A 25630-nucleotide genomic window follows, 5' to 3' on the forward strand; every position below is an offset into this window, starting at 1 on the left:
GATCGGTGCCGATACGGCCATGACCAGCCCAGGCAGCCCCGCGCAAGCGCGCTCGCTGATCATCGAGCGCCTGGTCGGCGACAGCGGCGAGGCTGATCAGGTCATCGACGCCGGCCGCGCCATGGCCGAACGCGCCGTGCCGCTGCTGCAGAAGGGTCTTTCGGGCGAGCTCGGCGTTCCCGTCATCGTCGACCTCAAGGCCGTCGAGGTCAGCCGCGTCCCCGAGGCGCGCTCGCGCGCCGGCGACAATTTCGCCATGACCATCGTCGGCTCGCCGGCATCCTCGGATGCGATGACGCTCGTTATCGACGCCGCCGCGATCGCGATCATGGTCTCGACGCTGTTTGGCGGCGATCCGGATATGCCGGCATCGCCGATCGAGCGCGACCTGTCGCCGATCGAGGCCGATGTTTCGACCATGGTGTTCCAGGAGGTGGCGCAGGCGTTCAACGGATCGGGGCGGCGCTCGCTCGACCTGCGGCTGCCCGCGCCGCGAGCGATGTCGGGCGCCGAGGCGAAGCGGCATGTGCTGCGCGACGGCGCCGCCATCCGCATCGTGCTTGGCATCTCGACGCCGGTCGACAGCGGCTTCATCACCGTGACGCTGCCGCAGCGTGTCGTCCTTGTCGGCCGCGACGGCACCGCCGGCGTCGTCGAGGACGATCATGGCACCAGTTGGCGCGCACGTTTTTCGGAAGAGGTGATGCGTTCGACGGTGGCGCTCGAAGCCACCATGCCGCTGACGCGGCTGACGCTTGGCGACCTTGCCAATCTCGAAGTGGGCCAGGTCATCGACTTCGACGAAACGGCGCAATCACGGGCCCGCCTCAGCGCGCGCGGCCAGACGCTGTTCGTATGCGAGTTCGGCAAACTGGGGCAGAATTACACCGTCCGAATCAGGCATCCTTTCGATGCCGGGCAGGATTTCATCGATGGGCTCATGCCGGCCGGTGCCGGGCGCGCCTGAGCTTTTGGAGACGATTCATGGCCAAGACCAAAGTGGAAGCAGCAGAACTCGACCAGCCGGATGAGCAGCTCGACCGCGCCATCGAGGAATTGCGCGGGGTCCTGCATGAGGAGGAGCAACGCCCGGACGCGGCGTTCAAGGCCGCCGCGGGCGCCAATTCCAATGTCATCATGAACATCCCCGTCGATGTCCAGATCATCCTCGGCAGCACCGAGATGGCGGTGGCCGATCTGATGGCGCTGCAGAAGGGCTCGACGGTGGCGCTCAACCGCCGCATCGGCGAACCGGTCGACGTCGTGGTCAACGGCCGCAAGATCGCCCGCGGCGAGATCACGGTGCTCGAAAGCGATCCCTCGCGTTTCGGCATCAGGTTGACCGAGATCATCGCCGGCACGAAGGGCGCCTAGATATGGCTGGCGGGGCTTGCCGGTTGCAGCGGAGGCGAGAGGCAGCATGACGCCGCTGACGACCCTGACGCGCGCGCAAAAGGCGGCCGCCATATTGGTGGCGATGGGCAAGCCGTCCGCCAGCCGCCTGTTGAAATTCTTCAAGCAGGAAGAGCTGAAGGCGCTGATCGAGGGCGCCCGGCTGCTCAGGACCATTCCGCAGAGCGATCTCGAGCGCATCGTCGCCGAGTTCGAGGCCGAGTTCACCGAGGGGGCCGGCCTGCTCGATTCCGCCGACAGGATGGACACCATCCTCAACGAATCGCTGTCGCCCGAAGAGATGAACGCCATCATGGGCAACAAGAAGCCGGAGGCGGCGCCTGAAGGGCCGCCACCGATCTGGCCCGATCTCGAAAAACTCGAACCTTCGCGGCTGGGCACCTTCCTGGCTGGCGAACATCCACAGACGGCTGCCATGGTGCTGTCGAAGCTGGGCCCGCAGGCGGCGGCGAGCGTGCTTTTGACGCTCACGAAACCGATGCGCGGAGAAATCATCAAGCGCATGGTCACGATGGCCAATGTTCCGGCCGCCGCCACCAGGATCGTCGAGAACCGGTTGCGCACCAGCGTGCTGTCGGAAATCTCGACCAAGGACACGTCGGCCGGGCAGGCGCGTGTCGCCAGCGTGCTCAACGAGCTGGACAAGCCGCTGCTCGAGGAGGTCATGCAGGACCTGGAAGCCGCCGGCACGCCCGACCTCGACGGTGTGCGGGCAAGGCTTTTTGCTTTCGACGACCTGCCGCTGCTCACCCAGAAGGCGCGCGTGCTCCTGTTCGACGGACTGTCGACCGAGCTTGTCACGCTGGCGCTGCGCGGCACGTCGGCGGCACTCGCCGAAGCGGTGCTGTCGGCGATCGGCGCGCGGTCGCGGCGCATGATCGAAGCTGAACTCGGCCAGGGCTCGGAGGGCGTGCCTGCCGCCGACATACTGGCGGCACGCAAGACCATCGTGACGACGACAATCCGGCTGTCGCGCGAGGGCGCATTCGAACTTCCCGCGACGCAGAACGCCGCTTAAGGCATGTCCGACGCCGCCGACAAGGACTCCAAAACCGAAGAGGCGACGGAAAAGAAGGTCCGCGACACGATCGAACAGGGCAAGCTGCCCCATTCGAGGGAAACCGCGATCCTCGCCTCCTTCGTCGCCATACTGGTGTTCACCGTCTTCTATGCAAAGGACGCGGTCATGAACCTCGGCATGTTCCTGTCGATGTTCCTCGAGAAGCCCGAGGCCTGGCCGATGAACACCGAGACCGATGTCATCGATCTCTACAAGATCGTCATGCTGGAAGTGGGCCGCGCCGTCGTCAGCCTGCTGGTGCTTTTGACCGTCGCCGGCATCGGCGCCTCGGTGCTCCAGAACATGCCGCAATTCGTCGGCGAGCGGATCAGGCCGCAGCTTTCGCGCATTTCGATCACCAAGGGCTGGAACCGGATGTTCGGCGCCCAGGGCTGGGTCGAGTTCCTGAAATCCCTGGCAAAGGTCGGCTTCGCCATTGCCGTGCTTACCTTCACGCTGTCGGAGGATCACCGCAAGCTGCTTGCCGGGATGATCACCAATCCGATCGCTTTCGGCCTCGTTATCCGTGGCATCGCGGTCGACATATTGGTGGCGATCGTCTTCGTCATGGGGCTGATCGCGGCGATCGACATCGTCTGGTCGCGCTTCCACTGGAAGCAGGACCTGCGCATGACCAAGCAGGAGGTGAAGGACGAGTTCAAGCAGTCCGAAGGCGATCCGATCGTCAAGTCGCGGCTGCGCTCGCTGGCACGCGACCGCGCGCGCAAGCGGATGATGACGGCGGTGCCGCGCGCGACTCTGATCATCGCCAACCCGACCCACTTCTCGATCGCGTTGAAATATGTGCGCGACGAGGATTCGGCGCCGCTCGTGGTGGCCAAGGGGCAGGATCTGGTGGCGTTGAAAATCCGCGAGATCGCCAAGGAGCACAACATTCCGATCTTCGAGGACGTGGAGCTCGCGCGCTCCATGTACAAGCAAGTTTCGGTTGATAATGTGATCCCGTCGCAATTCTACCAGGCCGTCGCCGAACTGGTGCGGATCGTCTACTCGAAAAAGGCTGAGCGCAGACAGATTTCATGAACCGCCAACCGCACGCAAAATCCCGCGAGATCATCGTCGCCAGCGCCATCGAGCAGGTGGTCGGCGAACTGAGATTGATCGATGTCGCCGACTACATCGCCTTCATCCGGCTGGAGCATTTCGCCTGCCTTTCGGATCTGGTCGATTCAGCGGTGGAGCTGTTCTTCATGCCGGGCACGCTCAAACTCGGCCATGGCGGCGAGGCGCATGTCGACTGGAGCGGCAGTCCGCGCATCGTGCTCGACCTGGAACTCAGGCCACCAGGGGTGACCGTCTATTTCCAGCTGACGCTGAGCGAGGCCGGCAATTCGGTCGCGGTCAATTACGTGTCATTCGAAAAGCCCGGCGAAGACCCCGAGCACAATACGGCGCTGCTGGAAGCAGTGATCGAACAGGCCCGGATCCGCAAAGTCGAGCCCATGGCGTTCTAGAGCGCCTTGTCAGGCGACAGCAATCATTCGATCAGGCCCAGCCGCAGCGCCTTGGCGACCGCCTGGTTGCGGTTGACGGCGTTGAGCTTCTGCGTCGACTGGGTCAGGTACTGGTTGGCGGTGTGGACCGAAAGCTTCAGGAGCCGCGCGATTTCCTCGCTTGTATTGCCGTTGGCTGTCAGCTTCAGGCATTCCAATTCGCGTTTGGAGATGGCGCGCATCCTGCCGGCATCGCCGGGACGGATACGGGCGACAGCGGCGAACAGGGAAAAGCAGCGGGCGTGGATTTCGTAGAGCGTATCCTGTGGCAGCGCGATCTCCGATCCCAGGAAGACGACAAGGCCGCACTGACCGCGATCGGCGTGGACGGGAAAGGCAATGCCACTGGTGCCGGGCGCCAGGGGGGATATCTGCGCGGTCCAGGCAAGGTTGCCGAACATCTCGGCCATGGCCGCGACGCCGTCATCCGTCCACCAGCGTGGCTCCGTCGAATTGTGGGTGTGGCGCACGATCTCCTCGCCATTGGCGCCCGAGATGAACTTCGTCGCCACGGCAATGCCGGGATAGTCGGAATCAAAACACGGCACCAGCCGCGCCCGTTCCGGCGACGGGCTGACGAAGTACAGGCCGAAGGCCGAGGCGTTGATGTCGACCGATATCCAGCGGCAGCGGCGCACGGCATCGGGAACGGTGACGGCGTGATGTGTTTCGGAGCTGAGCGAGAAGGCGCCGAAGGGGCTGCGCTGCTCGTTGAAGAGGGCTTCCGCGGCGTCCTTGATGTCAGCGTGTTTCAAATGATGCCACTCCTGATCGCCGTGGCGATGGCCATCGCACGGTTGGAGGCCGCGAATTTCTGGATGGCGTGGGTGATGTAGCTGTTGACGGTGTTGGAGGAGACGCCAAGGATGACCGCCACCTCGTCGGTGGTCTTGCCTTCCGAGACCCAGAACAGGCATTCGCGCTCGCGATCGGACAGCGGATCCTGCATGGCGGCGGCGGCGATCAGCTGCGGGATATGCGAGAGCGCGTAGCAGCATTTCAACTGCGCCTTCATCAGCGCCGGCTGGTCGATGTGGCCTGGCGTCGCCGCCGAGAACAGGGCGAACAGCCGCTGGCGGCCGACATTCAGCCGCAGCGAATAGATCTCGGCATGGCCGAGCACGTCGAGCAGGCGGGCCTCGTCGCCGGAGACCAGCCCGTCCGCATCGGGCGCCGCCGCGGCCACCAGCGGCCTTGGACGGATGCCGGGCGCGACGGTGAGGGCTCCCTGGGCAAGGCTGGCGATCAGCCGCTTGCCGATCAGTTCGATGGCGTCGAAAATCCAGTTCGACGAGACAATGCGCGCGTCGTTGCGGTCCTGGTCGTGGACGATGGCAACCAGCATGTAGCTGTCGGCGCCGATCTCGGCGGTCAGTTCCATGAAAAAGCTGGTCAGATCACCGCGCGACGCCAGGCGCGAGCCCAATGTGTCGGATTGAAGAAGCGCGGCGGGACTGCTCATTTGCTGCTTTTGGCCGGAATCGTTTCTGCTGTCCGGATGCTGGGGGCCAGCCGCCGAACCCTAAAAACGCGTTACTTTCACGAGACGCACACGAGGCGCGGTGCCGCGCCAATCAGACGGAATCCATCAGGGAACGCGAAGACATCCGCGTCTGGCGCCGGAGAAATTCCGGAACGTGAGACTTTGGGTGGTCGCCGCGCCCCCCGAGGACCGGCTGATTCGGGTCTAATCTACCCGCAGATGAATCCGACATCAAACGCGATTTGACAAAATCGAATCCGGTGGACTCGCGTGCGACTCATAGGCCGATTTTCACGGCCTCCGCGCGTGTGAAAATGCCGGGACTGCGCAAGCCGGCCATATCCGTGTGCTGCCCGATGCGATAGATTCGCGAGCGCCGGAGGGGTGGGCACCGCCGGCGATGGAGTTCGTAGCTGCATTACGGCCGCGGTCGTTCGCGGTGGTGTCATGCGGGCTCCTGGCATCTTTTGTTTCGGGGGAAACGATGAGCGATTCATTTCGGGAAGTTACTTCCGTCTCGTGGTTCGGACGGATCAAGCGCGCGGTCGGCGGGGTCATCTTCGGCCTGTTCTTGATCGTGCTGATGGTGATCGGGCTGTTCTGGAACGAGGGCCGCGCGGTGCAGACGGCGCGGTCGCTGGCCGAAGGGTCGGGCGCCGTGGTCTCGATCAATGCCGACAGCGTCGATGCCGGCAATGACGGAAAGCTGGTGCATGTCAGCGGGCCGGTGACGGCCGACAGCGGCCTGTCGGATCCGGATTTCGGCATCGCCGCGCAAGGGCTGCGCCTGTCGCGCAGTGTCGAGATGTACCAGTGGAAGGAAGAGTCCAAATCCGAGACCACCAAGAAGCTTGGCGGCGGCGAGGAGACGGTGACCACCTACAGCTATGCGAAGGTTTGGGACGACAGCCAGATAGACTCGTCGGATTTCAAGAAGCCGGACGGCCATCAGAACCCGCCAATGGCGATCCACAGCCGCGCCTTCCAGATTCCGCAGGGCAAGCTCGTTGCCTTCGATCTGGATAGCCCGGTGATCGACCGCATCGACGGGGACAAGGATTATTCGCTGTCGTCCAGCCAGTCGGCGGCGATCAAGGCAGCCTATACCGGAACGAAGCCGCTCAGCATCGTCGACGGCAAGATCTATCTAGGCAGCGACAACACGACGCCCGCGCTGGGCGACTATCGGATCGGCTACGAACTGGCGCCGCTCGGCGTGGTCAGCATCGTCGCGCGCCAGGCCGGCAGCCGGTTCGAACCCTACCAGACGCAAGCGGGCGATGCGCTGCTGATGGTCGACACCGGCAACGTGCCGGCCGACAAGATGTTCGCCGAGGCGGTGAGCGCCAACACGCTGATCACCTGGCTGCTGCGCGCCGGTGGCCTTTTGCTGCTGACGATCGGCTTTGCCCTGTTCCTCAGCCCGATCGGCGTGATCCTCGACGTCATCCCGTTCCTCGGCAGCATGGCCCGGATGGGAACCGGCATCATCGCCTTCTTCCTGGCGATCCTGGTCGGCACGACGACGATCGCGATCGCCTGGTTCTGGTATCGGCCGGTTCTGGCCGCCGGCATACTGGCCGCCGGCGTCATCGCGGCGGCTGCGGTGTACTATCTCGGCCGCTCACGCAAGGCTGCCGCACCAATGGCGACGCCCAGCGCTGGCGCCGCGGCGTAGCTCGCAAAAAGGGCGGCCAAGCCGCCCTTTTTCTCTCGTGCCCGTCGTTGTCGGCCGCGTGCCGGCAGCAGCCTTACCGGTCCTCGAAGCCGGTCAGCACGCCGACGGCGTTGATGCCGATCTCCTCGACGGCATAGCCGCCTTCCATGACGAACAACGTCGGCAGGTTAAGTTTGGCGATGCGGTGGCCGATCTTGGGATAGTCAGGGCTTTTCAGCTTGAACTGGCTGATCGGGTCCTTCTCGAAGGTGTCGACGCCGAGCGAGACGATGACGATGTCGGGCGCGTAGGCGGCGAGCCTGGCGCAGGCATCCTCCAGCGAGGCGTTCCAGGCGTCCCAGTCGGTGCCGAAGGGCATGGGATAGTTGATGTTGAAACCTTCGCCGGCGCCCGCGCCGCGCTCGTCGGCATGGCCGAGGAAGAACGGATATTCGACCATCGGGTCGCCATGCAGGTTAAGCACCTGCACGTCGGCGCGGTCGTAGAAGATTTCCTGCGTGCCGTTGCCATGGTGGTAGTCGACATCGAGGATGGAGATGCGCTTGGCGCCCTGGTCGAGGAACCATTGCGCGGCGACGGCGGCGTTGTTGATGTAGCAATAGCCGCCCATGAAGCCGGCGCCGGCATGGTGGCCCGGCGGACGGCAGAGCGCGAAGGCCGACCGTTCGCCGCCCTTGACCAGCCCGGCCGCGGTCAGCGCGACGTCATAGGACGACTTGATCGCGGCCCAGGTGCCTTCGACGAAGGTGGCGCCGGCGTCGAAGGAATAGTAGCCGAGCAGCGCGTCGACGCGCTTTGGCGGCACGTCGCCGCGCAGGCCGCGCGTCGGCCAGGTGAAGGGCATGGCCGTGCCCTCGTGACCCGACGCCACCCATTGCGGCCAGACCGTCGGCAGGAAGTCGATATAGTCTGATCTATGGATGCGCTTGGCTGCGGCAAGATCGTGCTCGAGCGGCAGGACGATCGGACCGAGCTTCTCGCTTTCGACCCGCGCCTTGATGAACTCGGCACGCGAGGGTTTTTCAAAACCCGGCACGATGGCCGATGTGACCAGTTCCATCTGGCCGGCATGGCCAGCATGAAGCGGCGAATAGACAGTCTTCATGAAATTCCTCTCGAAATGCGCAATCAGTCCAGGTTGAGATAGGGGCTCACCAGAGCGAGCCACATGGCTTCGACATCGTCCTCGATGAGGTCGAATGTCCTGCGATCTCTCTTCAGTCCGACCAGCCGGCAGGCGTGCCCGACCTCCATCATCACAAGGCCGAGCCGTTTGGCGATCTTGTCTTCGAGAGCAGGATTCACATGCCGCAGCCAGGCGGCGTAGAGCGCGATGATCTGTTCGTCATATTCGTCCTGGATAGGCCTGAGATCGGCGTTGCCTGAAATCGCCTCGATCACCGGCATCAGGGTCGCGTTCTCGATATAGATACTGGATGTGTCGATGAAGAGTTTGCGCACTTCGCGCCAGAATTCTTCGCGGTTGGTGGGTCGGGGAACCTTGATGCGCTTCTCGATCACCTCGGGAAAGGAGGACAGCCAGCGCCGGGCGAGGTCCAGAAGAATGGCTTCCTTGTTGGGAAAGTACTGGTAGACCGAACCGACCGACAGGCCGGCGCGCTGCGCGATGGCGAGCGTCGTCGGTGTCCTGGTCCCTTGCTCCCGCGTCAGGATCAGCGCCGCGTCGAGGATCCGGTCGACCACCTTGCTCGACCGTTGCTGCCGAGGCTGCTTGCGCGGCTCGAGCGCTATCCTGGTTTTGCGGTCGAGACTGCGCTTCACTACTCGATGCCCTCGTTCCCCGCTTGCTCCCAGCACAGGCGCAGGGTGCTGTCCACAATACATTCTAAATTCCGCATGTTGACAAACGCGAATAATCAGTCGCATTCTTTATCCACGCTGTCCCTAGGGATAACAAGGGGAATTTCGAAGGCAGCGGACTGGCATCGTTTTTTGTTCCGTGGCGCCGCTCCGGTGGAGTGGCAGGTCGTTGAGCGCAGGGCTGTCGGTCTCAATCGGTCATCAAAAGCGCGGAGTCGCGATGTCTGTTACGGGTACGGATCACAATGCGGATCTGATCGTCATCAATGGTTGCGTGCTGACCATGGACGGTGGCAATCCCGTGGCCGAGGCCGTAGCCGTCAAGGACGGCGCCATCATCGCCGTCGGCAGCCGCGCCGCAATCGAAGAGCTCAAGGGATCGGCCACACAGGTGATCGACGCCGAGGGCGGCTCGGTCCTGCCCGGTTTCATCGAAGCCCATATGCATCTGTTCTCGGGAGGGGCCGAGCTCGCGCATCTTCAGCTTGGCGGCGTCCATGGCTTCGAGGCGTTGCAAAAGGCGATCCGCGACTACGCATCGACCAAGCCCGAGGCAAAAATGCTGGTTGGGCAGGGCGTCGACTACACCGTGCTTGGCAGCGAGCGGGTGACGCGTCACCATCTCGACCAGATCCTGCCGGATCGCCCCTTCTGCATGGCCGCGCCCGACCACCACACGATGTGGGCCAACACCAAGGCGCTTGAAATGGCGGGCATCCTGCAGGGCCGTGCGCTTGGTCCGGGCAACGAGATCGTCATGGGCGAGGATGGCCTGGCAGCGGGCGAACTGCGCGAGGGCGAGGCCTTCGGTCCGGTCCTCGATCTTGCCGGCGAGGGCCGGGTGCGGCTGGGGCTGGCGACCGGCGGCGAGCCGGATCCAATGCCGTCCGCCGCCGAACGCGCCGCCGACCGCGACATCATGCGGCGAGGCCTCGCCTGGTGCGCGCGCCACGGCATCACCTCCATCCAGAACATGGACGGCAACCTCTACCAGCTCGAACTGCTGGCCGAAATCGAGGCCGAAGAGGGCTTGCCCTGCCGCGTGCAGATCCCGTTCCACTACAAGAATTTCATGACGCTCGACGTGCTCGAGAAGGCGTCCCTGATGGCCGAGCGCTACAACAGCGAATGGCTGTCTTCAGGCATGGTCAAGGTGTTTTACGATGGCGTGCTCGATTCCTGGACGGCGGTGATGGTCGAGCCCTATGCCGATCGTTCCGACTGGGTCGGCGAGCCGCTGTTCACGCCGCAGCAATTCATTGACCTGGCCGTTGCCGTCGACAGGCGCGGCCTGCAGATCGCGGTTCACTCGATCGGCGACGGCGCGGTGCGTGCGGTGCTCGACGGCTATGAGGCGGCGCAAAAGGCCAATGGCAAGCGCGACAGCCGCCACCGCGTCGAACATATCGAGGTCACCACCACGTCGGACGTGCCGCGCTTCGCCGAACTCGGCGTCATCGCCTCGATGCAGCCGCCGCATCCGCCCGGCGCCATGGATTTCCCGCTGGAGCCGACCGTGTCGCGCATCGGGCCGGCCCGCTGGCCGCTGAGCTATGCCTGGCGGACCCTGAAGGATGCCGGCGCGCATGTCGTCTTCGCCTCGGATTGGCCGGTGTCGCCGATCGACCCGATCCTGGGCATTCAGGCGGCAGTGATGCGCAAACCATGGGCAGACAGCGACCCTGACCAGAGCTTCTCGCTGCAGGAATCGATCGCCGCCTACACGGTCGAGGGCGCCTATGCCGAATTCGCCGAACACCGCAAAGGCACACTGAAATCAGGCTACATGGCCGATCTTGTGGTTCTGTCGGCCGATATCGAGAAGACGGCGCCGGCCGACCTGCACAAGGTGCGCCCGGTGACGACGATTTGCGGCGGCAAGGTCACCTATCAGGCCTGACAATGGCATGAGGCTTGCTGGTTAAAGACGGACTGAACTGTGATTCAATGCCGGGCTTGCCAACCTACCGGGCGTGTGGTCACATCGAACAGGGGAACAGCTCCGCCAGCAAGAGCGGGGTCAACAGTGAGGCGTAATCGTGCCGGACAAACCGGATCGGAATGCGATTGAAGTTGTAAACGTCAGTAAAATTTTCGGATCGGGTGAGGGGCAGGTCGCGGCCCTCGACAAGGTCTCGGTATCCATTCGCGAGAACGAGTTCTTCACGCTGCTGGGACCGTCCGGTTGCGGCAAGACCACCCTTCTGCGGCTGATCGCCGGTTTCGACTTTCCAACCGCCGGTGAAATCCTGCTCTACGGCCAGGATATCGCGCCGCTGCCGCCCTTCAAGCGGCCGGTCAACACCGTCTTCCAGTCCTATGCGCTGTTCCCGCACATGACGGTGGCCGACAATATCGGCTTCGGCCTGGAGATGCTGGGCAAGCCCAGGGCCGAGATCAAGGCGCGCGTCGCCGAGATGCTCAAGCTGGTCAAGATGGAGGCGCTGGCCGGCCGCCGCACCGCCCAGATTTCCGGCGGCCAGCAACAGCGCGTGGCGCTGGCCCGGGCGCTGGCGCCGCAGCCGAAAGTGCTGTTGCTCGACGAGCCGCTCTCGGCACTCGACTACAAGCTGCGCAAGGAGATGCAGATCGAGCTGAAGCGGCTGCAGCATGAGACCGGCATCACCTTTATCTTCGTCACCCATGATCAGGAAGAAGCGCTGACCATGTCGGATCGCATCGCGGTGATGTCGTCGGGCAAGATCCTGCAGGTCGGCTCGCCCTGGGACATCTACGACAAGCCGGCGGAGCGCTTCGTCGCCGACTTCATCGGTGAGACCAACTTCCTCACCGCCGCCATATCGGGCACCGGCAACGGCAAGACGCGCGCGACCCTCAAATCCGGCACGACCATCGAGGCAACCGTTGCCGAAGGGTTCCAGCCGAAGGATAACGCCACCGTGGTGGTGCGGCCCGAGCATGCCAAGCTGACCAAGGACAAGGGCGACCTGTCGGGCACGGTCGAGAACATCGTCTATTTCGGCACCGACACGCATATCCATGTCCAGCTCGACAGCGGCGAGGCCTTCACCGTGCGCCAGCAGAACACGCGCAGCGCAGGCTGCGGTTTCGAGCGTGGCGACAAGGTCGGCATCCTGATCGGCAACGACGCCGCGCAAGTGCTGAGGGACTGATGGCCACCGCGGAGGAAATCGCCAAGGCAGCGGAACGGCGCGATGTCCGTGACCGCTGGCTTTTGTCGGCGCCGGCGCTGCTGGTCATCCTGCTCGCCGCGACCGGCCCGTTGCTGATCGTGCTCGTCTACTCGTTCCTGACGCCCGGCGCCTATGGCGACGTGAAGTGGCAGTTCTCGCCCGATGCCTGGATATCGGTGTTCATGGAACGCGACATTTTCGACGACACGCTTTCGCTCGCGGCGGCGCATGTCACGATCTTCTGGCGCTCGATCAAGCTTGCGGTGGTGACCACGCTCGCCACTTTGGCGCTCGGTTTCCCGACCGCCTATTTCATGGCAACGCGCAGCGAGAAGACCAGGGATCTCTGGCTGTTCCTGATCACCATCCCGTTCTGGACCAACCTGCTGATCCGCACCTTCGCCGTGCTGCAGATCATCCGCAACGAAGGCATCATCAACACGATCCTGCTCAAGCTCGGCATCATCTCGGCACCGATCCAGATCCTCTACACCGACACCGCGATCCTGATCGGCATGGCCTATGTCTACCTGCCGCTGATGGTGCTGCCGATCTACGCCAGCATGGAGAAGCTCGATTTCCGCCTGGTCGAGGCGGGCTACGATCTCTACGCGACACGCTTCAAGGTGCTGCGCAAGATCATTTTCCCGCTGGTCAAGCCCGGCGTCATCGCCGGCTCCATCCTGGTCTTCATTCCGGCGCTCGGCGCCTATGTGACGCCGGTCGTGCTTGGCGGCGGCAAGAACATGATGCTGTCCAACCTGATCGAATTGCAGTTCGGACAAGGCCGCAACTGGCCGCTTGGCTCGGCGCTGTCGATCACGGTGATGGTCATCGTCATGCTGGCGCTGCTTGCCTATGTGCGCAACGCCGGCAAGTCAGGGGTGCGTCATGGCTAGCAACTTCTCCATCAAGCATCAGCCGGGCTTCACCGCGATCGCGGCGACCTGCTTCGTCGTGCTCTATCTGCCGATCATCGTGCTGGTCGCCTACGCCTTCAACGCGGCGAGCTCGACATCCGAATGGGGTGGCTTTTCGCTGCGATGGTTCCAGTCGGCATACCAGAACACGCAGGTCATCGACGCAACGCTGCGCTCGTTTCAGATCGGTGCGATCGCGGCGGTGCTGTCGACCACCTTCGCCACCATGGCGGCACTCGCCACCACGCGCACGGCCGCCTATCCCGGCCTCACCTTCAAATATGCGGCGATCAACCAGCCGCTGATGGTGCCCGAGATCGTCACCGGTGTGGCGCTGCTGATCTTCTTCTCGCGCATCAAGATATTCACCGGCTATTCCGGCCTCGGCTATTTGATCGCCGCGCATACGGCGTTCTGCATTCCGTTCGCCTATCTGCCGATCCGGGCGCGGCTGGAGAATATGGACCTGACGCTCGAGCGCGCCGCGGCCGATCTCTACGCGACGCCGTGGAAGACCTTCCGCCGCATCACGCTGCCGCTATTGTGGCCCGGTATCCTTGCTGGCCTGATGCTGGCCTTCGTCATCTCGCTTGATGACGTCGTCATCACCGAGTTCGTCAAGTCGGGCGGCCAGGACACGCTGCCCACCTACATGCTCGGCCAGATCCGCCGCGGCGTCACACCCGAGATCAACGCGATATCGACCGCTTTCCTGCTGCTTTCGGTCGCGATCGTCACGTTGTTTTTCTTCGTCAGCAGGAAACGAGACTGAAACCGACAATGGGAGTTAGAACGATGAACTGGAAGACAACAGCGACCGCCATGGGGTTGGCGCTGCTCGCTTCGACGGGCCTGGCCCGCGCCGAGGGCGTGCTGAACATCTACAATTGGGGCAACTACACCAGCCCCGACGTGATCAAGAAGTTCGAGGACAAATACAAAATCAAGGTGTCGATCACCGACTACGATTCCAATGACACCGCGCTCGCCAAGGTTCGCCAGGGCGGGACCGGCTTCGACATCGCCGTGCCGTCGCAGACCTACGTGCCGATCTGGATCAAGGAAGGCCTCCTGCTCGAGACCGATCCCGGCAAGATGGAGAATTTCAAGAACGTCGCACCGGAGTGGGCGAATCCTGAATTCGATCCGGGCCGCAAATATTCGGTGCCGTGGGCCTGGGGCACGATCGGCGTCGTCGTCAACACCGACGCCTACAAGGGGCCGGCCGATACGTGGGGCATCGTCTTCAACACGCCCGACGAGCTGAAGGGCAAGGTCAACGTCGTTCCCGAGATGAATGACGTCATCTTCGCGGCGATCAAATATGTCGGCGGCCAGCAATGCACCGACGACAAGGCGGTGCTGAAGAAGGTGCGCGACCTGCTGGTGGCGGCCAAGCCGAACTGGATCGCGATGGAATACAACACCATCGAAAAGATGGGCGCCGGCGACTTCAAGGCAACCAGCGACTGGAACGGCTCGGCGCTGCGCCAGCGCCTGGCCAATGCGGCCATCCATTACAACTATCCGAAGGAAGGCTTTGGTCTTTGGAGCGACAACGTCGTCGTCCTGAAGGAGGCCAAGAACGTCGAGAACGCCAAGCTGTTCCAGAACTTCATCATGGATCCGGAAAACGCGGCTGGTCTCTCGGCCTTCCACCGTTACGCCAACGCCATCACCGGCTCGGAAAAATACATGCCGGCCGACATGAAGGATGCGCCGGAAGTCGTCATTCCGGCCGACGCCAAGCCGAAGGGCGAATTCCAGAAGATGTGCGCGCCGGAAACGCAGGAACTCTACACCAAGATCTGGACCGAACTGCAGAAGTAATCGCTGCATGCCAGACCCGGCGGCATACGCCGCCGGGTCTTTTCTTTTCCGGGAATGGCCTTTCATGGACTCCTATCGCAACAGCGATCCGCGGCCGCCGATCATGCAGGGCTCGCCGCCCGCCATGGTGCCGCCAAGGCTCGACTGGGACCGGCCGCCATGGAACCGCTGGGCGTTCCAGCACATCAGGGAAATTCTGCCGACCGCCGAAGTCTGGCGCGGTAACGGCCACCGCCATCGTCTCGAACGCGCCGAGGTCGATCTCGACGGGCTGCCGGTCGAGGACAGCCAAGGCAGGCCTTCGACGCTCGCCGGGCTGCTCGACGAGACCTATACGGATGGGTTCCTCGTGGTCAGGCACGGCAAGGTTGCCTATGAGCGCTATTTCAACGGCATGGACGAGCGCACGCTGCATCTGTCGCAGTCGATGGCCAAGTCCATCACCGGCTCGGTGTTCGGCATATTGGCCGGACGCGGCCTGATCAATCCGGCCAGGCCGGTCACGGATTACCTGCCGGAACTCGGCGCCACCGGCTGGGCCGGCGCCAGCGTCCAGCATGTGCTCGACATGACGACGGGCGTGCGTTTCTCCGAAGAATACACAGACCGCTATTCCGACATCGGCCAGGTCGATGTCGCCACCGGCTGGAAGCCGGTGCCGCCAGGCAGCGATCCGAACTTCCGCTGGCCCTCGCATATGTTCGAGCTGATCCTCGGCTTGAAGGACACTGTCCGCCCGCATGGTGCTCAGTTTCAATACCGCTCGATCGAGACCGACGTGCTCGCCTTCCTCATGGAGCGGGTGACGGGCAAGCGGCTGGCACAACTGGTGTCGGAAGAACTGTGGCAAAAGCTCGGCGCCGACGAAAGCGCCTGTTTCACCGTCGACAGCGCCGGCTATGCGCTGGCCGATGGTGGCTTCAACGCGACGCTGCGCGACTATGGCCGCTTCGGCCAGATGATCCTCGACAATGGCGGCGGCATCGTGCCGGCCGACTGGATCGAGGCGACACGCAATGGCAGGCACGGGCCGGACTTCTCCCCAAGCCTGCCCGAAGGCAGCTACCGCAACCAGTTCTGGATCGAGAATCCCGCCTCGCGCGCACTGATGTGCCGGGGCGTGTTCGGGCAGATGATCCATATCGACTGGAACACAGGAATGGTCGTGGTGAAGCTTTCGACCTGGCCGGATTTCAGCAATCTCGCCTATTCCACGGCGACGCTGAAGGCCGTGCACGCCATCGCCGCCGCACTGCCCTGAGCCCCCATAAGAAACGACCCGGAAGGAAACGCCATGACCGGCAAGACCGCGTTCGAGATCCGCTACGGCTTCGCCCGCAACGAGGTGCTGCTTTCCAACTGGCGCGAAAACCCGTTCAACCGATGGTCGTTCCAGAACCTCGGCGAACTGGTGCCGACGGCACGCGTGGATGCGGCATCGGCTGGTGTCGAGGCCCCGGCGAAGGATTTCGCTGGTCTGCTCGGCGAAACGGTTTCGGTGGCCGGCGCGCCGGAGACGGTGGCCGAATTCCTGGCGCGCTCCAGCACCGACGCGCTGACGGTGATGAAAGGCGGCAAGGTGATCGGCGACTGGTTCGCGCCACACATGGATTTCGGCGCCCGCCACATCATCTTCTCGATCAGCAAGTCGGTGACTGCGATCATCGCCGGCATATTGGAAGGCGAGGGGTTGTTCGATCCGGAAGCGCCGGTGACGCAGTATGTTCCGGAAGCCGCCGGCTCGGCCTATGGCGATGCAAGCGCTCGGCATGTGCTCGACATGAGCGTAAGCCTCGATTTCGAGGAGGCCTATCTCGATCCGGAAAGCGCCTTTGCCCGCTATCGCCGTGCCACGCTGTGGAACCCGGGCGGCGGCACGGAAAGCCTGCGCGAATTCATCCTGTCGCTGCAGCGGCTTGCCGAGCCGCATGGCCAGACCTTCCGCTACAGGTCGCCCAATTCCGACCTGCTCGGCCTGCTGCTGGAGCGCGCGTCCGGCCAGCGCTTCAGCGACTTGATGCGCGAAAAGCTGTGGCATCCGCTCGGTGCCGTGAGCGAAGCCTCAATCGGCGTCGACATGGAAGGCACGGCACGGACCGCCGGCGGCATTTCGGTGACGCCGCGCGACCTGGCGCGCATCGGCGAGATGATGCGTCAAGGCGGCACCGCCAATGGCCGCCGCATCGTGCCTGAGGCCTGGGTGCGCGACACGGTCAGCACCGGCGGCAGTGCGGAAGCTTGGCAGCGCGGCGCCATGCTGCCGCTCTTCCCGCAAGGCCGCTATCGCAACAAATGGTACCAGTCGGGCAAGCCGAGTGGCGCCTATTGCGGCATAGGCATTCATGGCCAGTGGCTCTATGTCGATCCGAAGGCCGAAGTGGTCATCGCCAAGATGTCGTCGCAGCCGGAACCCGTCGACGATCCGCTGGACCTCGAAATCGTCGCTTTCTTCGAGGCGCTGACCCAGCTGGTCTGACCGGGCGGGCACGGTTTCGTTGCCGCATGCTTTCCTGTGGACCGGCCGCGGCGGTTGAAAACGTCGCGGTTGGCGAAGCTGGCATCTGCGCCTATGGTCGCCGCTCTTTTGAGGAGAGCAGGAACGACATGGCATCCGATATCAAGCGCATCGCAGCCATCATCGCGGCAGAGATCAAGGCGCGGCCCGAACAGGCGGCGGCGGCGATCGAATTGCTCGACGAGGGCGCGACGGTGCCGTTCGTGGCGCGCTACCGCAAGGAGGTGACCGGCGGGCTTGATGACACGCAGCTGCGCGACCTTGCCGAGCGGCTCGCCTATCTGCGCGAGCTTGACGCCCGCCGCGACACCATCCTCGGCTCGATCCGTGAGCAGGGCAAGCTGACGGATGAACTGGAGACCAAGATCGCGGCCGCCGCCACCAAGGCGGAACTCGAAGACATCTACCTGCCCTACAAGCCGAAGCGCCGCACCAAAGCCCAGATCGCCCGTGAGCGTGGATTGGGGCCGCTGGCGGAGGCCATCCTTGCCAACCGTTCACTGGTGCCCACCGAGGCGGCTCTGGCCTACGTCACCGAGGAGGTGGCCGAGGTCAAAGCCGCACTTGAAGGCGCGCGCGACATCCTGTCGGAACAGTTCGCCGAGAATGCCGATCTGGTCGGCAAGCTGCGGACCTATATGAAGGACCGCGCCTTCATGCGCGCACGGGTGGTCGACGGCAAGCAGGAGGCCGGCGCGAAATTCTCCGACTATTTCGACCATGTCGAACGCTGGGCCAACGTGCCGAGCCATCGTGCGCTGGCCATGCTGCGCGGCCGCAACGAAGAGGTGCTGTCGCTCGACATCGAGGTCGATGCCGACGATGCGTCGCCGGTGAAGCCGGTCGAACGGATGATCGCCAATTCCTATGCCATCGGCGGCAGCCTGCCCGGCGACCACTGGCTGATGGAGGTCGCCGGCTGGACCTGGCGCATCAAGCTGTCGCTGCACCTGACGCTCGACCTGATGCGCGATCTGCGCGAGCGGGCCGAGGAAGAGGCGATCCATGTCTTCGCCCGCAATCTCAAGGATTTGCTGCTCGCGGCGCCCGCCGGTTCGCGGCCGACGATGGGGCTCGACCCCGGCATCCGCACCGGCGTCAAGGTCGCGGTGGTCGACGGCACCGGCAAGCTGGTGGCGACGACGACGGTCTATCCGTTCCCGCCGAAGAACGATGTGCGCGGCACGCAAGCCGAACTCGCCAAGCTCATCCGCCTGCACAAGGTCGAGCTGATTTCGATCGGCAACGGCACCGGCAGCCGCGAGACGGAGAAGCTGGTGGCGGACATGTTGTCCGACATGCCTTCCGACGGCGGGCCGAAGCCGCTCAAGGTGATCGTCAGCGAGGCCGGCGCCTCGGTCTATTCGGCATCGGCGACGGCCGCGGCCGAATTCCCCGGGCTCGACGTGTCGCTGCGCGGCGCGGTGTCGATCGCGCGGCGCCTGCAGGATCCGCTGGCCGAACTGGTCAAGATCGAACCCAAATCGATCGGCGTCGGCCAGTACCAGCACGATGTCGACCAGTATCGGCTCGGCCGCTCTCTGGAGGCGGTGGTCGAGGACGCGGTCAATGCGGTGGGCGTCGATCTCAACACCGCTTCGGCGCCGCTCCTGGCGCGCGTTTCCGGCCTCGGCGCATCGCTCGCCGACGCCATCGTCGCGCATCGCGATGCGACCGGCCCCTTCGCCAGCCGCAAGGATCTGCTCAAGGTGCCGCGGCTGGGGCCGCGCGCGTTCGAACAATCCGCCGGCTTCCTGCGCATCGCCAATGGCAGCGAGCCACTCGATGCCTCGTCGGTGCATCCGGAAGCCTATGGCGTGGCCAAGAAGATCGTCGCCGCCTGCGGCCGCGATGTACGCTCGCTGATGGGCGACAGCGCCGCGCTCAAGGCGCTCGATCCGCGCGTCTTCGTCGATGAGCGTTTCGGCCTGCCGACGGTGCGCGACATTCTGGCGGAGCTGGAAAAGCCCGGCCGCGATCCGCGTCCCGGCTTCAAGACGGCGACCTTCGCCGACGGTGTCGACGACATCAAGGATCTGAAGCCCGGCATGCTGCTCGAAGGCACCGTCACCAATGTCGCGGCCTTTGGCGCCTTCGTCGATATCGGCGTCCACCAGGATGGGCTGGTGCATGTCTCGCAGCTGGCCGACCGTTTCATCAAGGACGCGCATGAGGTGGTCAAGGCCGGTGACGTGGTCAAGGTGCGCGTCGTCGACGTCGACATCAAGCGCAAGCGCATCGCGCTCTCAATGCGCAAGGACGGTGGCGAGGGCGGCGCATCCAGGGGCGGGCCGCGCGACAATGGCGGCGGCAGGCCGGCGCCCCGCTCGCCAGCGCCGCAACGCCAGCCGGAACGACCGGCCCAGCAAGGGGCCTTCGGTGCCGCGCTGGCGGATGCGCTGAAGCGGAAGTAGCTACCACGCCAGAACAGCCGGCTCCTTCTCAAGCTGGCCGAGCAGCCAGTCGCGGAAACTGGCGACCGGGGGATGGCCGCGCTTGTCGTGCGGGACGACGAAATAATAGGCGCTGCGGCTTTGCATGGGCTGGCCGGGCGCCGTCACCAACTGGCCGCGTTGCAATTCGCCCGCGATGAGGAGCAGCGGCAGCAGCGCCACGCCAAGCCCCGCCATGCAGGCCTGGGCGGCGGTGCCGAACTGTTCGAACTGCATGCCTGGTCCGGTCGGTGCGCTCAGACCCTGATGCTCGAACCATTCGGTCCAGGCGCCGGGTCGCGTTGCCATGTGCAGCAGCGGCAGGCGGCCGATATCGGCCGCTGAGGCGATGGCGCGGCCGGCGAGGAATCCGGGCGATACAACCGGCGCCACCGTCTCGCGCACCAGAAGTGTGGAGTCCGCCTCCGGCCAGTCTGGCAGGCCGTAGTGGATGGCTGCGTCCAGCCTTTCCCTGGCGAAGTCGAAGCGGCCGACGCGGGTGACGAAGTTGATGGTGATGTCGGGGTTGTTCTCGACGAAATCGGGGATCATCGGCATCAGCCAGCGTGTGCCGAAGGTCGGCAAGATGGCCAGGTTCAGGATGCCACTATGCCGATTGCTCATCAATCCAAGTGCTGCACCGCGCAACTGGCCAAGTGCTGAACGCACCGCTTCGGCATAGATTTCCCCTGCTGTCGACAGCCGGACATTGCGGCTGTCGCGCTCGAACAATCGGCGGCCGAACTGATCTTCCAACAGCCTGATCTGCCGACTGACCGCGCCCTGGGTCAGATCCAACTCCTGTGCGGCGGCGGTGAAACTGCCAAGCCGGGCCACCGCTTCGAAGGCGGCAAGGGCACTGATGTTGGGCAAAAGGCGGCGCTGGACACTCATGATCCATTCCTAACGCTCATTGATCTGTGACGCAATTTCGTTTGATTTTTTGAGGCCACGGGCCGATAAGCCGGGCTTCACCGGTTTGAGGATCGAGAAGCCATGGCCGCCGACAAGAATGCATTCGTCTGGGAAGACCCGTTCCTGATCGAGGACCAGCTTTCGGAAGAAGAGCGCATGGTGCGCGACGGTGCGGCCGCCTTCGCCGCCGACAAGCTCGCGCCGCGCATCGAGGATGCCTACCTCAATGAAAAGACTGACGCCGGCATCTTTCGTGAGATGGGTGAGGCCGGCCTGCTCGGCATCACCATTCCGGAAGAATATGGCGGGCTCGGCGCCAACTATGTGACCTACGGGTTGGTCGCGCGGGAAGTCGAACGCGTCGATTCCGGCTATCGCTCGATGATGTCGGTGCAGTCGTCGCTGGTGATGTATCCGATCTACGCCTATGGCTCGGACGAACAGCGCAAGAAGTACCTGCCCAAGCTCGCCAGCGGCGAGTGGATCGGCTGTTTCGGCCTGACCGAGCCGGATGCCGGCTCCGACCCGGGCGGCATGAAGACGCGCGCCGAGAAGACCGCCAACGGTTACAAGCTCTCCGGCTCGAAGATGTGGATTTCCAACGCGCCGATCGCCGACGTGTTCGTCGTCTGGGCGAAGCTGAAGGGCGAGAACGGCAAGGATGAAATCCGCGGTTTCGTGCTGGAAAAGGGCATGAAAGGGCTGTCGGCGCCGAAGATCGGCGGCAAGCTGTCGCTGCGCGCCTCGATCACCGGCGAGGTGGTGATGGAAGGCGTCGAGGTCGGCGAGGACGCGCTGCTGCCCAACGCCAAGGGCCTTGGCGGCCCGTTCGGCTGCCTCAACCGGGCCCGCTACGGCATCTCCTGGGGTTCGATGGGTGCAGCGGAAGATTGCTGGCACCGCGCTCGCCAGTATGGGCTCGACCGCAAGCAATTCGGCAAGCCGCTGGCCGGCACGCAGCTTTACCAGAAGAAGCTCGCCGACATGCAGACCGAGATCGCGCTCGGCCTGCAGGCATCCTTGCGCGTCGGGCGGCTGCTCGATGCAGGCAAGATGGCGCCGGAGATGATCTCGATCGTCAAGCGCAACAATTGCGGCAAGGCGCTCGACATCGCCCGCCAGGCGCGTGACATGCATGGCGGCAACGGCATCCAGATCGGCTACCGCGTCATGCGCCACGCGCAGAATCTGGAGACCGTCAACACCTATGAGGGCACGCATGACGTGCATGCGCTGATTCTTGGAAGGGCGCAGACGGGTATCCAGGCGTTCTTCTAGGCTGTGCCGATATTCAGGTGAGGCCGGTCTGCAAACGGCAAATACCTCCGCTTCCGGTGCTCACGTACCCAAAAGTACGCTCCGCTCCGGTTCTCGGTATCAGCCGTTTTCGACTCGGCCTGACCTGAATCTCGACACAGCTTAGCCGGCAACGCTGCTTAAATTAGGTGCACCGCAACATCTGTGCTTGGAGAATGGCCAGCAGATGTGTCAGGGTTCGGCGAATTCGTTTGAAACGCCGATCTCCGGGGCCCCATGGCAATTCTGGCAGCCGTCTACCATCTGACCCACTACAAATACGACCGGCCGGTGGTTCTCGGTCCCCAGATCGTCAGGCTGCAGCCGGCGCCGCATTCCCGGACAAAGGTGTTGAGCCATTCGCTCAAGGTCGAGCCGGCGAACCACTTCGTCAATCTGCAGCAGGACCCTTACGGCAACTTCCTTGCCCGCTTCGTCTTCCCCGAGCCGGTGACGGAGTTGAAGATCGAGGTCGACCTCGTTGCCGACATGACGGTCTACAATCCGTTCGATTTCTTCGTCGAGCCGTCGGCCGAGACATTCCCGTTCGAATATCCGGAAGAGATCAGGGATGATCTCGCCATCTATCGGACGCCTGAGCCGGCAGGGCCGCTGCTCTCGGCCTTCCTCAAAACCATCGACACCAGCGCGAAGAACACCGTCAATTTCCTCGTCGACCTCAATGCGCGGCTGCAGCGCGAGATCGCCTATATCGTGCGCATGGAGACTGGCGTGTTCTCGCCGGAGGAAACGCTGGCCGCCGGCAAGGGATCGTGCCGGGATTCGAGTTGGCTGCTGGTGCAGATCCTGCGCAATCTCGGCATCGCCGCGCGTTTCGTCTCCGGCTACCTGATCCAGCTCAAGCCTGATCTCGTTGCGCTGGATGGGCCGGCCGGCACATCGGTCGATTTCACCGATCTTCATGCCTGGTGCGAGGTCTACCTGCCGGGCGCCGGCTGGATCGGCTTCGACCCGACGTCGGGCCTGCTCACCGGTGAAAGCCATGTGCCGCTTGCCGCCACGCCGCATTTCCGCAATGCGGCGCCGATTTCCGGCATGGCGAGCTTCGCCAATGTCGAATTCGGCTTCGACATGCGGGTCGACCGCATCGCCGAGCACCCGCGCATCACCAAGCCATTCTCCGACGAAAGCTGGCAGGCGCTCGATGCACTCGGCAACAAAGTCGATGCGGCACTTGGCGAAGGCGACGTGCGGCTGACGATGGGTGGCGAGCCGACCTTCGTCTCGATCGACGATTTCGAATCCGCCGAATGGAACACCGCCGCCGTCGGGCCGACCAAGCGCGAAAAGGCCGATGCGATGATCCGCAGGCTGCGCGAGCGTTTCGCGCCGGGCGGTTTCCTCCACTACGGCCAGGGCAAATGGTATCCGGGCGAGAGCCTGCCGCGCTGGACCTTCTCGCTCTACTGGCGCGCCGACGGCCAGCCGGTGTGGAGCGACCCGTCGCTGATCGCGCGCGAAAAGAGTTCGGCCGATGTCGGTCCGCAGCAGGCCGAAAGCCTGCTCACCGCGATCGCCGGTGAACTCGGCATCGAGAAAACCATGGTCAGCGAAGCCTATGAGGATCCGGCCGAATGGCTGCTCAAGGAAGGCAAGCTGCCGGAAAATGTCGATCCGTCCAATTCCAAGCTGGAAGACCCGGAAGAACGCAGCCGCATGGCGAAAGTGTTCGAGCGCGGGCTGACCAAGCCGTCCGGCTACGTTTTGCCCGTGCAGCGCTGGAACAGCCAGGCGTCCGGCCCGCGCTGGCGCTCGGAGAAATGGAAGACGCGGCGCGGACGGCTGTTCCTAGTGCCCGGCGATTCCCCGGTCGGTTATCGCTTGCCCTTGGGTACGCTGCCCTATGTGCCGCCGGCACAGTTCCCCTACATCGTGCCGGTCGACCCGTCGCTGCCGCGCGGCCCGTTGCCGGCACGCGAAGCGATCCTGCCCAGCGCGGCGCCGGCCGAACTGGAAGGCGCCGACGAAATGGCGCGCCGCCAGCAGGCGGCGTCGTTCACCGCCGCGACCGGTCAGCAGGACCGGGTCGAACAGGAGATCACCGAGATCGGTGGTGCGGTGCGCACCGCGCTTTCGGTCGAGCCCCGCGATGGAAGGCTTTGCGTGTTCATGCCGCCGGTCGAGGCGCTGGAGGACTATCTGGAACTGGTCGCGGCCGCCGAGAATGCGGCAAGGGCGATCGGTCTGCCGGTCCATATCGAGGGTTATGGGCCGCCGCATGATCCGCGCCTCAACGTCATCCGCGTCGCGCCCGACCCCGGTGTCATCGAGGTCAACATCCATCCGGCTTCCAACTGGCAGGATTGCGTGGCGACGACCACGGCGATCTATGAGGAGGCGCGGCTGACGCGGCTTGGCGCCGACAAATTCATGATCGACGGCCGCCACACCGGCACCGGCGGCGGCAATCATGTCGTGGTCGGCGGCGCGACGCCCAATGACAGCCCGTTCCTGCGCCGGCCCGATCTGTTGAAGAGCCTGGTGCTGCAATGGCAGCGGCATCCATCGCTATCCTACCTGTTCTCCGGCCTGTTCATCGGTCCGACCAGCCAGGCGCCGCGCTTCGACGAGGCGCGCCACGATTCGCTCTACGAGCTCGAAATCGCCATGGCGCAGGTGCCGCATCCGGATCAGGGCGCGGCACCCTTGCCGTGGCTGGTCGACCGGCTGTTCCGCAACCTTTTGACCGACGTCACCGGCAACACGCATCGCTCGGAAATCTGCATCGACAAGCTGTTCTCGCCGGATGGACCGACAGGCCGGCTGGGCCTGGTCGAGTTCCGCGGCTTCGAGATGCCGCCCAATGCGCGCATGAGCCTGGCGCAGCAACTGCTTGTCAGGGCGATCATTGCTCGTGCGTGGAAGAACCCGCTCGACGGCCGCTTCGTGCGCTGGGGCACCTCGCTGCACGACCGTTTCATGCTGCCGCATCATGTCTGGGCTGACTTCCTCGACGTGCTCGACGACCTCAAGCTCAACGGCTTCGAGTTCCGTCCCGAATGGTTCGACGCGCAGCTCGAATTCCGTTTCCCGTTCTGCGGCGAAGTCCAGCACGCCGGCATCAAGCTGGAACTGCGGCAGGCGCTGGAGCCATGGCATGTCATGGGCGAGCAGGGCGCCATCGGAGGCACCGTTCGCTTCGTCGACTCCTCGGTCGAGCGGCTGCAGGTCAAGACCGAAGGCCTCAACCCGGAACGCCATGCCATCGTCTGCAACGGCCGCATCGTGCCGATGAAGGTGACGGACAATCGCGAAGTCGCGGTGGCGGGCGTGCGCTTCAAGGCCTGGCAGCCGGCTTCGGGGCTGCATCCGGCGCTGCCGGTCAACACGCCGCTGGTGTTCGACATCTATGACCGCTGGTCGGGAAGGGCGATCGGCGGCTGCGTCTACCATGTCGCGCATCCCGGCGGCCGCAATTACGACACCTTCCCGGTCAACGGCAACGAGGCGGAAGCGCGGCGGCTCGCCCGCTTCGAACCGCGCGGCCATACACCATCGGCCTATGTGCTGCGCGAGGAACAACCGGCGGAAGATTTCCCGATGACCCTTGACCTCAGGCGGCCGGCAAGACTCTGAT

21 protein-coding genes are annotated in these 25630 nt (G+C 64.1%); 16 read left to right on the forward strand and 5 right to left on the reverse strand.

Translation table 11 applies throughout. From position 1 onward, the window contains the following. Positions 1–19 precede the first annotated feature (19 nt). From JG746_RS10620 to JG746_RS10640, 5 genes are read left to right on the forward strand one after another with little or no spacing between them, the layout of a single operon-like run. The gene (locus JG746_RS10620; RefSeq protein WP_202359313.1) at positions 20–967 is read left to right on the forward strand and encodes a FliM/FliN family flagellar motor switch protein; all 948 of its coding nucleotides are present in this window, start codon (positions 20–22) and stop codon (positions 965–967) included. A 17-nt stretch (positions 968–984) separates the two neighbouring features. Next, positions 985–1374 carry a flagellar motor switch protein FliN gene (gene fliN, locus JG746_RS10625; protein WP_202358087.1) on the forward strand — a complete coding sequence of 130 codons (390 nt, stop codon included), beginning with the start codon at positions 985–987 and terminating at the stop codon, positions 1372–1374. A gap of 46 nt (positions 1375–1420) precedes the next feature. Further along, on the forward strand, positions 1421–2431 hold the full coding sequence (locus tag JG746_RS10630) for a flagellar motor switch protein FliG (RefSeq protein ID WP_202358088.1): 1011 nt from the start codon (positions 1421–1423) through the stop codon (positions 2429–2431). Between the two features lie 3 nt (positions 2432–2434). Next, on the forward strand, positions 2435–3517 hold the full coding sequence (gene flhB, locus JG746_RS10635) for a flagellar biosynthesis protein FlhB (protein ID WP_202358089.1): 1083 nt from the start codon (positions 2435–2437) through the stop codon (positions 3515–3517). Next, positions 3514–3948, forward strand: a complete 435-nt coding sequence (locus tag JG746_RS10640; protein ID WP_032931512.1) for a hypothetical protein — start codon at positions 3514–3516, stop codon at positions 3946–3948. Before flhB ends, JG746_RS10640 begins: the two co-directional genes overlap by 4 nt. A 23-nt stretch (positions 3949–3971) precedes the next feature. On the opposite strand, the gene JG746_RS10645 is transcribed toward JG746_RS10640, so the two are convergent. After that, on the reverse strand, positions 3972–4742 hold the full coding sequence (locus JG746_RS10645; protein WP_202358090.1) for a helix-turn-helix transcriptional regulator: 771 nt from the start codon (positions 4740–4742) through the stop codon (positions 3972–3974). After that, entirely contained in the window at positions 4739–5449 is a 711-nt protein-coding gene (locus tag JG746_RS10650) for a helix-turn-helix transcriptional regulator (protein WP_202358091.1), read from the reverse strand. Before JG746_RS10650 ends, JG746_RS10645 begins: the two co-directional genes overlap by 4 nt. 505 nt (positions 5450–5954) lie before the next feature. On the opposite strand from JG746_RS10650, the gene JG746_RS10655 reads away from it, so the two are divergent. Beyond that, on the forward strand, positions 5955–7148 hold the full coding sequence (locus JG746_RS10655; RefSeq protein ID WP_244730731.1) for a TMEM43 family protein: 1194 nt from the start codon (positions 5955–5957) through the stop codon (positions 7146–7148). Between the two features lie 73 nt (positions 7149–7221). On the opposite strand, the gene JG746_RS10660 is transcribed toward JG746_RS10655, so the two are convergent. Both JG746_RS10660 and JG746_RS10665 read right to left on the reverse strand, forming a co-directional pair. After that, positions 7222–8253 (reverse strand): histone deacetylase family protein, encoded by a 1032-nt coding sequence (locus tag JG746_RS10660; protein ID WP_202358093.1) that lies wholly within the window; start codon positions 8251–8253, stop codon positions 7222–7224. A gap of 23 nt (positions 8254–8276) precedes the next feature. Continuing rightward, a complete protein-coding gene (locus tag JG746_RS10665; protein WP_202358094.1) occupies positions 8277–8930 on the reverse strand; it encodes a TetR/AcrR family transcriptional regulator in 654 nt (217 codons plus the stop codon). 259 nt (positions 8931–9189) lie between these two features. Between JG746_RS10665 and JG746_RS10670 the strand changes: the two genes are divergently transcribed. The 8 genes from JG746_RS10670 to JG746_RS10705 all read left to right on the forward strand — a co-directional run bounded on the left by JG746_RS10670 (position 9190) and on the right by JG746_RS10705 (position 19803). Next, complete coding sequence (locus JG746_RS10670) at positions 9190–10869, forward strand: amidohydrolase (protein WP_202358095.1); 1680 nt, start codon at positions 9190–9192, stop codon at positions 10867–10869. A 139-nt stretch (positions 10870–11008) separates the two neighbouring features. Beyond that, on the forward strand, positions 11009–12103 hold the full coding sequence (locus tag JG746_RS10675; RefSeq protein WP_202358096.1) for an ABC transporter ATP-binding protein: 1095 nt from the start codon (positions 11009–11011) through the stop codon (positions 12101–12103). Next, complete coding sequence (locus JG746_RS10680) at positions 12103–13023, forward strand: ABC transporter permease (protein WP_202358097.1); 921 nt, start codon at positions 12103–12105, stop codon at positions 13021–13023. Before JG746_RS10675 ends, JG746_RS10680 begins: the two co-directional genes overlap by 1 nt. After that, positions 13016–13816: an ABC transporter permease gene (locus JG746_RS10685; protein WP_202358098.1), complete on the forward strand. Its 801-nt coding sequence runs from the start codon at positions 13016–13018 to the stop codon at positions 13814–13816. The genes JG746_RS10680 and JG746_RS10685 overlap by 8 nt, the downstream gene beginning before the upstream one ends. A gap of 23 nt (positions 13817–13839) precedes the next feature. Further along, positions 13840–14874 (forward strand): ABC transporter substrate-binding protein, encoded by a 1035-nt coding sequence (locus JG746_RS10690; RefSeq protein WP_202358099.1) that lies wholly within the window; start codon positions 13840–13842, stop codon positions 14872–14874. A 64-nt stretch (positions 14875–14938) separates the two neighbouring features. Further along, positions 14939–16135, forward strand: coding sequence for a serine hydrolase domain-containing protein (locus JG746_RS10695; RefSeq protein ID WP_202358100.1), 1197 nt, complete (start codon positions 14939–14941; stop codon positions 16133–16135). A 33-nt stretch (positions 16136–16168) separates the two neighbouring features. Next, positions 16169–17350 (forward strand): serine hydrolase domain-containing protein, encoded by a 1182-nt coding sequence (locus JG746_RS10700; RefSeq protein ID WP_202358101.1) that lies wholly within the window; start codon positions 16169–16171, stop codon positions 17348–17350. Positions 17351–17478: 128 nt separating this feature from the next. Beyond that, positions 17479–19803: a Tex family protein gene (locus tag JG746_RS10705; protein WP_202358102.1), complete on the forward strand. Its 2325-nt coding sequence runs from the start codon at positions 17479–17481 to the stop codon at positions 19801–19803. Here the strand turns inward: JG746_RS10705 and JG746_RS10710 are convergent, their stop codons facing one another. Beyond that, positions 19804–20715, reverse strand: coding sequence for a LysR family transcriptional regulator (locus tag JG746_RS10710; protein WP_202358103.1), 912 nt, complete (start codon positions 20713–20715; stop codon positions 19804–19806). A 102-nt stretch (positions 20716–20817) separates the two neighbouring features. Here JG746_RS10710 and JG746_RS10715 point away from each other — a divergent pair, with 102 nt between their 5' ends. Beyond that, positions 20818–22014, forward strand: coding sequence for an acyl-CoA dehydrogenase (locus JG746_RS10715; protein WP_202358104.1), 1197 nt, complete (start codon positions 20818–20820; stop codon positions 22012–22014). 255 nt (positions 22015–22269) lie between these two features. Further along, entirely contained in the window at positions 22270–25629 is a 3360-nt protein-coding gene (locus JG746_RS10720; RefSeq protein ID WP_202358105.1) for a transglutaminase family protein, read from the forward strand. Position 25630: the final 1 nt, after the last annotated feature.

This window comes from Mesorhizobium sp. 113-3-3 (assembly GCF_016756495.1).
GTDB lineage: Bacteria > Pseudomonadota > Alphaproteobacteria > Rhizobiales > Rhizobiaceae > Mesorhizobium.

What these genes read in the sequence shown, in the direction of transcription:
- JG746_RS10620 (WP_202359313.1), top strand. Translation starts at nt 20, where the DNA reads ATGACCAGCCCAGGCAGCCCCGCGCAAGCGCGCTCGCTGATCATCGAG.
- fliN (WP_202358087.1), top strand. Translation starts at nt 985, where the DNA reads ATGGCCAAGACCAAAGTGGAAGCAGCAGAACTCGACCAGCCGGATGAG.
- JG746_RS10630 (WP_202358088.1), top strand. Translation starts at nt 1,421, where the DNA reads ATGACGCCGCTGACGACCCTGACGCGCGCGCAAAAGGCGGCCGCCATA.
- flhB (WP_202358089.1), top strand. Translation starts at nt 2,435, where the DNA reads ATGTCCGACGCCGCCGACAAGGACTCCAAAACCGAAGAGGCGACGGAA.
- JG746_RS10640 (WP_032931512.1), top strand. Translation starts at nt 3,514, where the DNA reads ATGAACCGCCAACCGCACGCAAAATCCCGCGAGATCATCGTCGCCAGC.
- JG746_RS10650 (WP_202358091.1), bottom strand. Translation starts at nt 5,449, where the DNA reads ATGAGCAGTCCCGCCGCGCTTCTTCAATCCGACACATTGGGCTCGCGC.
- JG746_RS10655 (WP_244730731.1), top strand. Translation starts at nt 5,955, where the DNA reads ATGAGCGATTCATTTCGGGAAGTTACTTCCGTCTCGTGGTTCGGACGG.
- JG746_RS10660 (WP_202358093.1), bottom strand. Translation starts at nt 8,253, where the DNA reads ATGAAGACTGTCTATTCGCCGCTTCATGCTGGCCATGCCGGCCAGATG.
- JG746_RS10670 (WP_202358095.1), top strand. Translation starts at nt 9,190, where the DNA reads ATGTCTGTTACGGGTACGGATCACAATGCGGATCTGATCGTCATCAAT.
- JG746_RS10680 (WP_202358097.1), top strand. Translation starts at nt 12,103, where the DNA reads ATGGCCACCGCGGAGGAAATCGCCAAGGCAGCGGAACGGCGCGATGTC.
- JG746_RS10685 (WP_202358098.1), top strand. Translation starts at nt 13,016, where the DNA reads ATGGCTAGCAACTTCTCCATCAAGCATCAGCCGGGCTTCACCGCGATC.
- JG746_RS10690 (WP_202358099.1), top strand. Translation starts at nt 13,840, where the DNA reads ATGAACTGGAAGACAACAGCGACCGCCATGGGGTTGGCGCTGCTCGCT.
- JG746_RS10695 (WP_202358100.1), top strand. Translation starts at nt 14,939, where the DNA reads ATGGACTCCTATCGCAACAGCGATCCGCGGCCGCCGATCATGCAGGGC.
- JG746_RS10700 (WP_202358101.1), top strand. Translation starts at nt 16,169, where the DNA reads ATGACCGGCAAGACCGCGTTCGAGATCCGCTACGGCTTCGCCCGCAAC.
- JG746_RS10705 (WP_202358102.1), top strand. Translation starts at nt 17,479, where the DNA reads ATGGCATCCGATATCAAGCGCATCGCAGCCATCATCGCGGCAGAGATC.
- JG746_RS10710 (WP_202358103.1), bottom strand. Translation starts at nt 20,715, where the DNA reads ATGAGTGTCCAGCGCCGCCTTTTGCCCAACATCAGTGCCCTTGCCGCC.
- JG746_RS10715 (WP_202358104.1), top strand. Translation starts at nt 20,818, where the DNA reads ATGGCCGCCGACAAGAATGCATTCGTCTGGGAAGACCCGTTCCTGATC.
- JG746_RS10720 (WP_202358105.1), top strand. Translation starts at nt 22,270, where the DNA reads ATGGCAATTCTGGCAGCCGTCTACCATCTGACCCACTACAAATACGAC.